Source organism: Corallococcus carmarthensis (assembly GCF_003611695.1).
GTDB classification, from domain to species: domain Bacteria; phylum Myxococcota; class Myxococcia; order Myxococcales; family Myxococcaceae; genus Corallococcus; species Corallococcus carmarthensis.
On sequence record NZ_RAWE01000265.1, the window covers coordinates 1 to 12,326 of the forward strand.

Annotated in this window: 13 protein-coding genes; 2 read left to right on the forward strand and 11 right to left on the reverse strand. The window is 70.6% G+C overall.

Going from position 1 to position 12,326, the window contains the following annotated elements; genetic code table 11:
• Positions 1–931: hypothetical protein (locus D7X32_RS39255; protein WP_244239435.1), on the forward strand; the 931-nt coding region annotated here is incomplete at its 5' end.
• On the opposite strand, the gene D7X32_RS39260 is transcribed toward D7X32_RS39255, so the two are convergent.
• From D7X32_RS39260 to map, 3 genes are all read right to left on the reverse strand, one after another.
• Positions 932–2,587 (reverse strand): sensor histidine kinase, encoded by a 1,656-nt coding sequence (locus D7X32_RS39260; protein WP_244239436.1) that lies wholly within the window; start codon positions 2,585–2,587, stop codon positions 932–934.
• A gap of 45 nt (positions 2,588–2,632) precedes the next feature.
• A complete protein-coding gene (gene mltG, locus D7X32_RS39265; protein ID WP_120607645.1) occupies positions 2,633–3,649 on the reverse strand; it encodes an endolytic transglycosylase MltG in 1,017 nt (338 codons plus the stop codon).
• A gap of 126 nt (positions 3,650–3,775) precedes the next feature.
• Complete coding sequence (gene map, locus D7X32_RS39270; RefSeq protein ID WP_120607646.1) at positions 3,776–4,555, reverse strand: type I methionyl aminopeptidase; 780 nt, start codon at positions 4,553–4,555, stop codon at positions 3,776–3,778.
• Positions 4,556–4,655: 100 nt separating this feature from the next.
• Between map and D7X32_RS39275 the strand changes: the two genes are divergently transcribed.
• Positions 4,656–4,949, forward strand: coding sequence for a LysR family transcriptional regulator (locus D7X32_RS39275; RefSeq protein ID WP_120607655.1), 294 nt, complete (start codon positions 4,656–4,658; stop codon positions 4,947–4,949).
• A 3-nt stretch (positions 4,950–4,952) separates the two neighbouring features.
• Here D7X32_RS39275 and D7X32_RS39280 read toward each other — a convergent pair whose 3' ends face one another.
• The 8 genes from D7X32_RS39280 to D7X32_RS39315 all read right to left on the reverse strand — a co-directional run.
• Positions 4,953–7,514 (reverse strand): DEAD/DEAH box helicase, encoded by a 2,562-nt coding sequence (locus D7X32_RS39280; protein WP_120607647.1) that lies wholly within the window; start codon positions 7,512–7,514, stop codon positions 4,953–4,955.
• A gap of 106 nt (positions 7,515–7,620) precedes the next feature.
• Positions 7,621–8,037, reverse strand: coding sequence for a PASTA domain-containing protein (locus tag D7X32_RS39285; protein ID WP_120607648.1), 417 nt, complete (start codon positions 8,035–8,037; stop codon positions 7,621–7,623).
• A gap of 37 nt (positions 8,038–8,074) precedes the next feature.
• A complete protein-coding gene (locus D7X32_RS39290) occupies positions 8,075–8,743 on the reverse strand; it encodes a PASTA domain-containing protein (RefSeq protein WP_120607649.1) in 669 nt (222 codons plus the stop codon).
• Positions 8,744–8,746: 3 nt separating this feature from the next.
• Positions 8,747–9,481 (reverse strand): PASTA domain-containing protein, encoded by a 735-nt coding sequence (locus tag D7X32_RS39295; RefSeq protein ID WP_120607650.1) that lies wholly within the window; start codon positions 9,479–9,481, stop codon positions 8,747–8,749.
• Positions 9,478–10,143, reverse strand: coding sequence for a hypothetical protein (locus D7X32_RS39300; protein ID WP_147450444.1), 666 nt, complete (start codon positions 10,141–10,143; stop codon positions 9,478–9,480). Before D7X32_RS39300 ends, D7X32_RS39295 begins: the two co-directional genes overlap by 4 nt.
• Entirely contained in the window at positions 10,136–11,089 is a 954-nt protein-coding gene (locus D7X32_RS39305; protein WP_120607652.1) for a hypothetical protein, read from the reverse strand. The genes D7X32_RS39300 and D7X32_RS39305 overlap by 8 nt, the downstream gene beginning before the upstream one ends.
• Positions 11,090–11,105: 16 nt before the next feature.
• Entirely contained in the window at positions 11,106–11,696 is a 591-nt protein-coding gene (locus tag D7X32_RS39310) for a hypothetical protein (protein ID WP_208752698.1), read from the reverse strand.
• Between the two features lie 18 nt (positions 11,697–11,714).
• On the reverse strand, positions 11,715–12,326 hold a 612-nt coding region (locus D7X32_RS39315), incomplete at its 5' end, for a hypothetical protein (protein WP_158625840.1).

A 12,326-nucleotide genomic window follows, 5' to 3' on the forward strand; every position in this document is an offset into this window, starting at 1 on the left:
CCCTCCTCCCGAGCCTCCCTCCGAGGTCGCGCGCACCGTGGCGCTGGAGCCCGCGGATCCGCTCTCCGTGCTCAACCAGGCGTTCCGCGATGCGTACGCCGCGCGCCGTGAAGCGGTGCTGTCCCGCATGGGCCCCGTCATCGCGCAGATCGACGACGTGCTCATCCTGCGCAAGGGCGGCCAACGCTTCGAGTCCCCCGCCCGGACGCGGCGCTACCACGAATACAAGGCCGTCACCCACGTCCCCCTCGCGCTCCACGTCCTGCTCGCCAGCCAGCAGGACGCGCTCGATGACGAGACGCGCACGCGCCTCACCACGCTGCGCCGCCTCATCACCGCCTCGGCCACGAGCCTGGACACCCGCGGCCTTCCGGCCGAAGCCCTGACCCGGCAGCACCGGATGCTCGCTGCGTCCCTCGCGCTCGTGGACTCCGTGCTGGCCGCGAACCGCGTGACGCAGGCGGAGCTCTCCGCCTTCATCCACGCCCAGGTCCCCGACCTCATGAAGAACGCAGAGGACTCGGCGCGGGATCAAATCGACACCATGCACGCCTCGGTCGAAGCCTGGAAACGCCAGATGACCGCCGAGGAACGCGGACAACTTCGAGTGGTGGTGGCCGCCTCGCACATGTCGCGGCCGGGCAATGTGGCGGCGCAGTACTTCTCCATCACCCTGGGCGACACCTGGGAAGGCCGCTTCCAGGAGGAGGATCAACAGCCCGGCAAGCGCGTCCTCTCCTCGGAGGCGACGTTCGACGAACCCGCGGCGTTCTCGCTGCTCGCCACGCACGTGCTGGACGCGCGCACGTCGCGCGGCATCTTCGGCGAGGAGACGCGCATGGCCCGGGACCTGCTCGCGGACGCGGCGGAGCGCATCCTCGCGGACATGTTCAAGACGTCGCCCCAGCCGCCCGGAGCGGGCACGCCTTGATCAGGGCCGCGTGAGCGGCAACGCCACCTCGAACGTCGCGCCCTCGCCCTGGCGGCTGTCCACGGACACGCTCCCGCCCTCGGCCTCCACGATGGTGCGGGTGAGGTAGAGCCCCAGCCCCAGGCCCCCGTAGTGGCGCTCGGACACCGCGCGGCCGTAGCGCTCGAAGAGGCGGGGCTGCTGCTCTGGCGAGATGCCGATGCCCCCGTCGCGCACCGTGATCCGGGCCATGGGCCCATCCACCACGAGCCCCACGGACACGGGCGTGCCGGCGCCGTACTTGAGGGCGTTGTCCAGCAGGTGATCCAACACCTGAGCCAGCCGTGCCCGGTCGAAGCTGCCGCGCACCGGCTCCGGGGCCTCCACGCGGAAGTCGCAGTGCTCCAGCGCGAACCTGGGCGCGAAGCGCGCGGCCACCTCGCGCACCACCTCCGCGACATCCACGGCCTCGCGCTGGAGGCGGAAGGTCCCGGCGCCGATGCGAGACACGTCCAGCAGATCGTTCATCAGCTCCGTGAGCCGGCGGACCTGGCGGTGCCCCGTCTCCACGTGGGCCTCGATGACCGGGACGAGCGGCGAGTCCGGATGCGCCTTCACCGCGCGCGAGAGCGCCTGGAGCTTCAGACTCAGCGGCGTCAGCGGTGTCTTCAGCTCATGGCTCGCGACGGACAGGAACTCGTCGCGCAGGCGGATGGCGTCGCGTGCGCCCTGGAGCAGCCGCGCGTTGTCCACCGCGAGCCCGGCCAGGTTCGCCAGCTCCTGGGCGAAATGGAGGTCCTCGTCGCCATAGCGGCGGCCGGAGGTGGTGACCAGGAAGGTCAGCGCGCCCAGGATGTGGCCCCGGGCCAGCAGCGGCACGGTGAGCAGCGACCGGATGCCCACCGCGCGCATCGTCGCCAGGTGGTCCGCGTCCTGGGCCACGGCCTCCATCAGCGCGTCCGTGAGCTCCGGCACCAGGGTGGAACGGCCGGTCGCCAGCGCCACCGCGGGAGGATAGACCGGCCGCTCCCGGGGCACCGGGGTCAGCCGCTGCACGGTGGCCGCGAGGGCGGAATGGGAGGGATCCGCCGCCACCACCTGGACGCGCTCGAAGTGGCCGTCCGGGTGCAGCACGTCCACGATGCACCAGTCCGCGAGCGCCGACACCGACAGGTTCGCCAGCGACGCCAGCGTGGCGGACGCATCCAGCGACGACGCGAACAGCTCACTGGCCCGCGCCAGGAACGCGGCGCGCTCCTCGCCCAGGGCCTGTGCCTGGATGTCGACGCAGGTGCCCACCCATTCGCGGACGGTGCCATCCGGCGCCCGTATCGGCGCCCCCCGGGCGAGCATCCACACGTACGCGCCATCCGCGCGGCGCAGCCGGTAGCGCGCCAGGAAGGGCTGGTTCTCGGCCCTTGCCCGCTCACTCGCGACCCGCGTCCGTTCCCGGTCGTCCGGATGCAGGGCCTGGAGCCAACCCTTGTCGCGCAGCTGCTCCGGCGTCTGCCCGGTGAAGGCCATCCACGAGGCGGAGAGCGGCACCAGCCCCTTGTGCGGAGAATCCGTCCAGGTGACCTGCGCGGCGATCTCCAGCAGCTGACGCAGCCGCCCTGCCTCCTGGCGCAGCTGGGCCAGCTCCTCGCGCAAGGCGGCCTCCCCTTCAGAAGGCATCATCGCACCACGGCCCGGCTCCTCGGCAGGGGAAGTCATCGGAGCGCCTCAGTACACATTGTACTTGGCCCGAAGCGCCTCGTGCTCCTGTGCGTTGCGCGACGGGTGCAGGACCTTCTGCGCGTCGTGCAGGTAGTACCAGAAGTCGCTCTTCACCGGCCGCAGCGCGGCGAGCAGCGAATCCACCGTGGGCGCGCCAATGGGGCCCGGCGGCAGGCCCGCGCGGGTGCGCGAGTTCCACGGATCCGAGTTGTCCCGCAGCCGCTTGAGGAACGCCTTGCGGTCGTTCCACTCCGCGAGCTCGTAGCGGCTCGTCGCGTCCACGCCCAGCGGGAAGCCCTTGTCCACGCGCTTCCAGAGGATGCCCGCGACGAGCGCGCGCTGGGACGGCACCGGCTCCTCGCGCTCCAGCATGGAGGCCATCACGACGATGTCGTGCAGCGACCGGCCGCTCTTGGCGATCTCCTCCTGGTGCGCGTCGTAGAAGCGGGCGCGGAAGGTGTCGATCTGCCGCTGGATGAACGCCTCCACCTTGAAGTTGTCCGCGATGATCCCGTACGTCTCCGGGTAGAGGTAGCCCTCCAGGCTGCGGACCGGCAGCGGGAACGGCGCGGCGAAGCTGCTCGTGCGGCTGGCCGCGGCGATGTACTCGCCCGGTTTGATCAACCCCTGGGCGGCGAGCACCTGGTCGGTGTCGCGCAGGCGCCAGCCTTCGATCATCGCGAAGGGCACGTCCTCCGGCAGCGGCTGGCCTTCCAGCGCGGTGGCCAGCTCCGCCACGGAGGCGGTGGGGCTCAGCATGAAGCGGCCCGCCTTCACGTTGAGGCTGCCCCGGCGCCACAGGTGGAAGCGCCACACGGTGGCGTTGTCCAGGAAACCCTGGGCCTGGAGCTGCTGCCCCAGCGAGCGCGCGGACGCGCCCTTCTTCACGACGAACTCCTTCGGCGCCGGGTCGGCGGCGGCGTGCGGCGCGGTGGTGGCGTTCTGGAAGTGCATGAACGCCCCGCCCACCCCCGCGACCGCCAGGACGATGAGCACGAGGAGCGCGACGAGGATCTTCTTCATGGGGCGCCAACCTATCAAAGGCCCTGACGCTTCCAACGGGAACCACTCGTCACGCGGACGGGCAGGCGGCCGCAAGCGCCCCCTTCTCAACACCGGCCAGCACCGGCACCCCACCCGGAGGACGGGTCACCCCACCGGGATGTGCAGCGACAGCTCGCTCGGCGTGAGGACTTCACAGCCCTCGCGGGTGACGAGCACGGTGTGTTCGAACTGGGCGGACAGGCTGCCGTCCGCGGTCACGATGGTCCACCCGTCCGGCATCATCCGGATGTCCGGGCGCCCCAGGTTCACCATGGGCTCGATGGTGATGACCATCCCCGAGCGCAGCGTGATGCCCGTGCCCGCCTTGCCCACGTGCGGCACGTGCGGCTCCCCGTGCATCTGCCGGCCGATGCCATGGCCGCCGAACTCCTCCACCACGCTGCACCCTTCCGCCTTCGCCAGCGCCATCACCGCCGCGCCAATGTCCCCCAGCCGCGCGCCGTGCCGCACCACCGACACGCCCACGTCCCGGCACCGCCGCGCCACGTCCACGACGTGCTTCGCGTCGGCGGAGACGGCTCCAATCATGAACGTGGCGGACGTGTCGCCATGGAAGCCATCCAGGTGCGTCGTCACGTCCACGTTGATGATGTCCCCGGACTTCAGCACCTCATCCGTGCGCGGGACGCCATGGCACACCACCTGGTTGCGGCTGGTGCACACCGTGGAGGGAAAGCCCTTGTAGCCCAGCTGGCTCGGCGTGCCCCCGCGCCGCGCCGTGTCCTCGCGAACCCACGCGTCGATGTCCGCCGTCGTCACGCCCGGCTGGAGCCGGGTGGCCACATGTTCCAGCGTGCCCGCCGCCGCGCGGCCCGCCAGCCGCAGCCGTTCCACTTCACTGCCCTTGAAGAGAGGAATGCCCATGCCAGGCAAGGTGGCATCCGCCCGTCCGGAGCGTCCAATGCTGTTCTGGCATCACGCGGCCGTGTGCACGGCGCATCCGTTCCGCGCTAGCTTTCGGCGCGTGAGCATCACGCACCTCCAGTCCTTCGTCGCGGTGGCGGAAGAGGGCCACGTGGGCCGGGCCGCGCGCCGGCTGCACCTCACCCAGCCGCCGCTCAGCCGTCACATCCTCGCCCTGGAGGATGAGCTGGGTACGCCCCTCTTCGAGCGCGTCCCCCGGGGCATGCGCCTGCTCCCCACCGGCGAGGCCCTGCTCCACCACGCGCGCCTCATCCTGGCGGAGGTGGAGGTCGCGGCCCGCACCGTGCGCGAGGCGGCCCGAGGCTCCGGAGCCCCCAAGCCGCCCCCCGCCTGACGGCTACGACCAGGCGGTCATGCCGCCAATGCGGCGCAGCATCAGGATGGGGCCGTCGTCCATGCGCCGGCCGCGCAGATCAATCTCACAGTCGATGACCCAGTCCCCGTGGGCCTCCGGGTCCATGATGCGCTGCTGGGCCTCCCACTGGCGCGTGCCCGTCTCCTTGAGCTGCGTGTTCGCCGGCTTGCGCGCCTGGGGCGTGAGCACCACCAGCTTGTGCTCCTCGAAGTACGGCGCCATCGCCAGCTCCAGCTTGGGCGCGGTCCATTCACCCAGCGCGTTGTCCAGCATGCCCAGCGCGTCCAGATACCTGCGCTGGCCCAGCGCGCGCAGCAGCCGGTGCAGCTCCTCGCGCACGCGCGCGGCGAAGGCCTTGGGGTCCTCCGTGAGCTCCTTGGGCTTCAGGTCCACCACCGGCTTCACTTCGACCGGGGCCTCCGGGTTGCGCATCCGCTCCCACTCGTCCAGGAGGCTGGAGTCCACCTGCCGCAGCGTCGCGCGGAGGTGGTCCAGGATGTCGTCCAGGTCCTCGTTGCGGAACTTCTCCGGCACCGTCTGCACCAGCGACTTGTAGACGTCTCCCACGTAGCGCAGGAGCACGCCCTCGCTGCGCTGCAGGCCGTACTCCCGCACGTAGTCGTGGAAGGACATGAAGCGCTCGAACATGTCCCGGACAATGGACTTGGGCCGGATGTTCTCCTCGCCCACCCACGGGTGCTTCTTCGCGAAGGCGTTGAAGGTGCCGTAGACGAACTCGCGGTTCGGCTTGGGCCACTCCAGCTTCTCCAGCTCCTCCATGCGGTCGTCGTACTCCACGCCCCGCGCCTTCATCTCCTGGATCTTCTCCCCCTTCAGCTGGTGCAGCTGCGCGTACAGCACCACGTCCGGGTTCTCCAGGATGGACTCCACCAGCGTGACGACGTCCAGCGCGTACGTCTCCAGCGTGGGGTCCAACAGCTCCAGCGTCTCGTGCAGGTACAGAGACAGCGTGTGGTTGAGGCTGAAGTCGCGCTGCAGGTCCTCGGACACCTCCACCGTGGCGGAGTGCTTCTCCCACTGAACCACCTTCACGATGCCCGCGTCGCGCAGCGTGCGGAAGTACATCGCCGCGTCCTTCAGGAGCTTCTTCTTCGTGTAGTCGGAGCTGTGCGAGCGCATCACCAGCTGCACCAGCCGCTTGTAGCCACCGCTGCCCTCCGTCTTGTCGCTTTGGAGCAGGTTGAGCAGGAGGCCGTGGCTTACGTCGAAGCGCGACTCCAGCGGCTCCGGCATCCCGTTCTGGAGCCGCTCGAAGGTGCTCTTGTCGTACTGCACGAAGCCCTTCTGCGGCGGCTTCGCCTTGGGCGTCTTCTTCTTGCCCGCGGCCTCCTTCGCGGCCTGGCGGATGTTCTCAATCATGTACTCCGGGGCCTGCGCCACCACGCTGCCCTCGGTGTCGAAGCCCTTGCGGCCCGCGCGGCCGGAGATCTGCTTGAAGTCGCGCACGCTCAACGTCGACAGCTTCTCGCCGTTGAACTTGAACAGCTGCGTGAAGAGCACCGTGCGGATGGGGATGTTCACGCCCACGCCCAGCGTGTCCGTGCCGCTGATGACCTTGAGCAGGCCCTGCTGCGCCAGCTTCTCCACCAGCAGGCGGTACTTGGGCAGCAGGCCCGCGTGGTGCATGCCGATGCCATGGCGCAGGTAGCGCTGGAAGTCCTTGCCGTAGGGCGTGTCGAAGGGGGCGTCCAGGAGCGCCTGGCGGATCTCCTCCTTCTCCTCCTTGGTGTTGAAGTCCACGGACATCAGGTTTTGCGCCTGTTCGGCCGCGGCCCGCTGCGTGAAGTTCACCAGGTACACGGGGTACTTCCCGCGCGCGATGAGGTCCTGGATGGTCTCGTGCAGCGGCACCTCGCGGTAGTCGAAGTCCAGCGGCACGGGGCGCTCGGAGCTGCGCACCGTGGCCACCTCGCGGCCGGTGAGCTTCTCCAGGCTCTGCTCGATGACGTGCGTGTCGCCCAGCGTGGCGGACATCAGCAGGAACTGCGTCTTGGGCAGCGCCAGCAGCGGAATCTGCCAGGCCACCCCGCGCTCCTTGTCGGAGTAGTAGTGGAACTCGTCCATCACCACCGCGTCCACGCGCGCGGACGCGTCGCGCAGCGCGAGGTTCGACAAAATCTCCGCCGTGCAGCAGAGGATGGGCGCCTCGCGGTTGATGGACGCGTCGCCCGTGAGCATGCCCACGTTCTCCGGGCCAAAGGCCTTGGAGAGCGCGAAGAACTTCTCGTTCACCAGCGCCTTGATGGGGCACGTGTAGAACGACACCTTGCCCTCGGCCATGGCCTTGAAGTGGAGCGCCATGGCCACCAGCGACTTGCCGGAGCCCGTGGGCGTCTTGAGGAACAGGTGCTTGTCGCTGAGCAGCTCCAGGATGGCTTCTTCCTGGGCGGAGTACAGGCTCAGGCCGTTCGTGGCCACGTAGCCCACGAAGCGGTTGAGGATCTCGTCGGCATCGAGAGGGGGCTCGCCGGGCTTCGGCAGCAAGGCGGCGAGCGGGGCGCGGGTGTCGGCGGAGGCACTCATCGAACCCGACTCTAGGGGGTGGCGCGTGGGCCACCGTGAAAAATCGCGCGGCGGAGGACCCAAGGTGTTCGGACGCGACCACGGTCCTGGCGTTCCAGGGCCGCGCTCACCGGGAGACGTAGAGTCCCACGGCGATGCGGCCCTCCTGAAGGGGCCCGCCGGCCGCGGGGCGCTGCCAGCACACCCGTCCGGCCTGCTCCGGGGACAGGCAGGGCACGTCCGTCACCTCCAGCGAGGCGCCGGCCGAGCGCGCCCTGCGCACGGCGGCACTCCGCGTCAGTCCCAACAGCTCCGGCGCGGGAGGTGGCGTCGCCTCGGGGCCCGTCTGGACGAAGAGGGCCCGCACCTCGCCGGCGCCTCCGGGCATGAAGTGCATTCCCGTCCCGTCCGCGGTGACCCGGCCGCGCAGCTCCAGCTCCACCGGCCCCAGCACGAAGGGGCCGGCGCCGAGCCGCGCGTGGACCCGCGCGAGCGACTCACGCAGGTCCACCAGCAGGGCATCCAGGTCGATGGCGTCGCTCATCGCGCCGGAGGGCTCCTCCGCGGCTTGGACCAGCGGATCACTTCAACGTCCCCATCGTCGAGGTCTCCAGGGCGGGCGAGCGGGTGGGCGTGCTGGTGGGAGGGAGCTTCCCGCCCCCGGTGGCTTGCACGGTGAGCACCAGCTGGGTGCCGCGCGGCAGCAGCGCCCCCGGCCCGACCGAGGCCGAGGTGACCAGCGAGGCGTCCGCCGCGCCATCGGGGAACCGGTGCGGCACGCCGATGGCGGACAGCAGCGCCCGCGCTTCGGCCACCGTCTTGCCCACCACCGCCGGCACCACCACCAGCGCCTCCGCCTGGGGCGAGGGCGGCACCGGCACCACGCGGAACTTCAGCCGCGACTGCGCCGTCAGACTGTAGGCGAAGCGGTTGGTGTAGCTGGCGTCCAGGGGCGCGCCGTACATCTTCAGCCGCGACCTCCCCTCCGAGCGCTCCTCCGAGGTGATGGACAACGCCACGGCGATCTCCGCCTCGGCCTCGGGGATGTGGTACCAGGTCGGCCGGTAGCCGATGCGTTGCAACTCCACCGCCAGGTCCTCGTCCGAGGCGTAGAGCTCGCGGATCTGCTCGATCGTCGCCGCATCCAGCTCCCGCTGGGCCTCCGCCACGCCGCGGCCCACCGCGGAGATCAACGCACCCAGCGGCGCGCTCAGTGCCTCCAGCTGGGGGACGTCATTTGAATCCGCCATGGTTCAGCCCTCCATTGCCTGACCGATGAACAACTGCACGGAGGCCGAGGCCTGAATCGCGCCGGACTCCGGTACCTGCCGCAGCACGCGGCCGTGCTGGCCGGCCTCCTTGACGAAGACGGGAGCCAGCCCCACCCGGAGCCCTGTCTCCGCCGCGCGCCTGCGGGCCGCCGAGGCCGTCAGCCCCCGGAAGTCCGGCACCTCGCGGGCAGGTGTGTCGCCCGTCGTGGGCGGGGCGGGAGACTGCTCGACGAACTGGGCCTCCGCCTCCGTCACCCCCTCGGGCGTCGTCTCGGTCCACCGCACGCGGACGGTGCTCAGCCGCACCGTCGTCAGCGACGCGCGCACCGACTCGATCTGCTGCCCCGCCGTCTTCAGCCGGTCGGAGAGCACCAGGGGCGTGGCCGCCTCCTGGGTGGGCTCCGCCGCGGCGGACCGCACCGCCGCGGCGGACACGGCGCGGATGCCCTCGCGCTCGGGCTCCAGGAGCACCATCGTCCCGTAGTCGATGAGGGTGCTGCTCATCTTCACCGGGAAGGTGGCCACCCCGGAGGAGTCCAGTCGCAGGTGGGAGCCGAAGGTGGCGCTGGTGACCTCCATCTCCAGCACCCCCTCCGCGTTCGTCACCCCGGTGTCGCGCGGCTCGAAGGTGCCCGCCTTCGCCGGGACCCACCACGCCACCTTCATTCCGGCGGCGGGGACTCCCGTGGACTTGTGGAACACGGCCCGGACCTTCACGGGCTCACCTCGCAGGACAGCGCCAGCGTCCGCGACGCGGCGTCCACCGTGAGCGCCAGGAAGCGGGCCCGCTCGCCGGCCGCCAGGCGCAGCGTCGTCCGCGCCTCTCCCGCCGCGTCCGTCCTCACCACCGCGAGCACCACGTCCGTGCCCGCCAGCGGCGCCACGCCGGACAGCGACTGCGTCGTCCTCCGGTCCAGGTTGAACTCCACCTCCACGCCGGGCAGGGCCTCGCCCGCCGCGTTGCGCACGCGCACCACCACGCCCGGCACGCCCCCGGCGCCGGTGACGCAACTGGCGTCGAGCACCACCGGAGGAAGGCCGTCGTTGGCCGGCACCGCGACGAAGCTGCCGCGAATCACGCTGACGATCTCCGTCTGCGTCTGCGACGAGGCCACGTCCGCCAGCCGCACGGGCCGCATCTTCAGGATCTTCGCGTTGACCGGCGCTCCGGAGGTGGTGCTGGACGTCTCCACCCGCAGGTCCATCCGCAGCTCGAACTCCAGCTTCGGCACGTAGTAGGTGAACTGGCGGCCGGGCGCGCCGGCCGCGGAGATGCCCCCCAGCTCCTCCTGGGCCTTCGCCAGGCCGTTGGCCAGCTCGAGCAGGTACTCGTCCAGGGTTCCAAACAGCTCCTGCGCCTGTTGTGTCGTGTCACTCATCCCGCGCTCCCTGGCGCCCGCGAGCCCGCTGCGCGTCACGTGCCGTGTCGCGCGCGTCCATGTCGTCCATGCCCATGCCGGCGCGCTCCATCTCCATGTCCATCCGCTGCTCCATGGACTCCATGTCCATGCCAGCCATCGCCAGTCCCCGCATCATCAGGGCCTCGGCGTCCATCGAGCGGGGGGCCATGCCCCACAGCTCGCGCGCCGCGGCCACCCCCTTCTCCACCTTGCCTATCTGGAGCCCACCGCGTCCCCCCAGGGCCCGGCCCGGGGCCCCCAGTGAGGGCAGCGCCTGGCCCTTCACCAGCGGCATCGGGTTGCGAGCCGCCGAGCGCGCCGCGTCCGCCGCGTCCGCCGCGTCCGCCAGCCGCCGGGCCGCATCCCTTGTCGCGGACCCCAGCTCGCCCAGCGTCATGCGGCCTTTGCCCGGAGACTCCAGGACGCGCTCCGCCAGGCGGGTCGCGAGCTTCGCGCGCTCGCGCGCCTTGCGCGCCCACTGCTGGCGCAGCGTCTGCTGCTTCTGATCCTTGCGCCGGGCCGCCTTCCCCGTCTCCAGGCGCTCGCGGCGCAGCTGCTCCACCCGCTCGGCCTCCTCCGCCTCCGTCCGGCGCCGGGCGTACAGCTTCTGCTCCAGCAGCCGCCTCGCGGTGTCCCGCTCATGCTGCTTGCGCTCCGCGATGCGCGACTCCGGCGTGTGCTGGACGACAGGGAACTGCTTCGCCAGCCGCTCGTCGACGGGCGCCTCCTGCACGCCGCTCAGCGCCTTCATCGTCCCTTCGAGCTGCTGGCGCTCCTTCAGCAGCGCCGCCAGCTCCGGGTCGCTGGCCGCCACCTCCTCCAGGGAGGGCACGGGCGCCGCGGCGGACGCCCCCGCCCCGGATGCAGGGGCGGGCGCGGCGGCTTCCTCCTCCTCGAGCAGGTCTTCCCAACGAACGTGTGACATGCGCGGCGACCTTCCGTCAGGTGACGTTGCCCACGGCGGTGTCGATCTTCCCGCTGACGGCCTCGCCTTCCGCGGTGCCCTTGAGGCCCTTGGCGATCTCCGCGCAGATCTGCTGCAGCGCGGCCGGCGGGGGGATGGGCACCAGCTTGGTGCGGATGAGGCTCGAGCCCTCGGCGGAATAGCTGTACTTCTGCGAGTGCTTGGCCGTGACGGTGGTGACGTGGCTCTTGTGGCCCTTCACCAGCGTGGTGAGGATGCCCTTGTCGCGGTCCACCTTGCGGTCCCGGGTCTGGGTTTCGTCGTCGGTCGACTCGTGCATGGAGATCTCCATCTTCACTTCGATGATGGTCTCCACGAACTGGTAGAACGTGGGCGTGAAGCCGAGCAGGAGCAGCGGGTACTCGGTGGTCCCCAGCTTCACGAAGCCGGCCCCGTCCCGCACGGCGTTGCCGCTGTCGTCGATGCGGTAGCCCGCCATGAGCTGGGCGATCTTCAGCGACGAGCTGTCCAGGGCGTACTGGGCATCCGCGATGGCGTTGCCCAGGTTGCGGACCATCTCCCCGAAGGGGACGTTGAGCAGATCCTGACCAATGGAGTTGGTGGGCATGGTGCGCGCTCTCCCTGGCTACTTCGTGGGGGTGACGGTGCCGGCCCTGGCCGCGATGAGCGCGCGCACCCGCTCCTCGAAGAGGGCCGGCGGGGGCACGGGCACCAGCTTGGTGCGCAGCAGGCTGGAGCCCTCCACGCTGTAGTCGTACTTGCGCGTGTAGCTGGCATCCACCGTGGTCACCACGGCCTGGGGCGCGCCGCCGCGCTTGAAGAGGCGCAGCCCGCCGGACGTCTGGCGGGTGGTCTGCGTCGCCACCTTGCTCTCCACGCTCTCCGTCATCTTGATGGCGATCTTCACCTCGATGATGGTGTCCACGAACTGGTAGAAGTTGGGCGCGAAGCCCAGCTCCATCATGGACGAGGGAACGCCCCCGAAGGACACCTTGGTGTCCACCCGGACGGGCTTGCCCGAACCGTCGAGCTGGATGTTCCCGTCGGCATCCCGCAGCAGCGCCTCGCCGCTCATCATCTCCGCGACGAGCATCCCGCTCTTGTCGAGCTCGAGCTGCGCCTCGGCGATGGCGGTCGCCATCTCGCGAATCATGTCCCCCATGGGGACGTTCAGCAGTTCCTGGCCGATGTTGGGCATGGTGTCGGTGTCCTTGCGCGCTTCAGGCGGAGGTGGGGG

Bases quoted from the DNA above. Each gene is read 5' to 3' on its own strand.
- D7X32_RS39260 (WP_244239436.1), bottom strand. From the start codon at position 2,587: ATGATGCCTTCTGAAGGGGAGGCCGCCTTGCGCGAGGAGCTGGCCCAG.
- mltG (WP_120607645.1), bottom strand. From the start codon at position 3,649: ATGAAGAAGATCCTCGTCGCGCTCCTCGTGCTCATCGTCCTGGCGGTC.
- map (WP_120607646.1), bottom strand. From the start codon at position 4,555: ATGGGCATTCCTCTCTTCAAGGGCAGTGAAGTGGAACGGCTGCGGCTG.
- D7X32_RS39280 (WP_120607647.1), bottom strand. From the start codon at position 7,514: ATGAGTGCCTCCGCCGACACCCGCGCCCCGCTCGCCGCCTTGCTGCCG.
- D7X32_RS39285 (WP_120607648.1), bottom strand. From the start codon at position 8,037: ATGAGCGACGCCATCGACCTGGATGCCCTGCTGGTGGACCTGCGTGAG.
- D7X32_RS39290 (WP_120607649.1), bottom strand. From the start codon at position 8,743: ATGGCGGATTCAAATGACGTCCCCCAGCTGGAGGCACTGAGCGCGCCG.
- D7X32_RS39300 (WP_147450444.1), bottom strand. From the start codon at position 10,143: ATGAGTGACACGACACAACAGGCGCAGGAGCTGTTTGGAACCCTGGAC.
- D7X32_RS39305 (WP_120607652.1), bottom strand. From the start codon at position 11,089: ATGTCACACGTTCGTTGGGAAGACCTGCTCGAGGAGGAGGAAGCCGCC.
- D7X32_RS39310 (WP_208752698.1), bottom strand. From the start codon at position 11,696: ATGCCCACCAACTCCATTGGTCAGGATCTGCTCAACGTCCCCTTCGGG.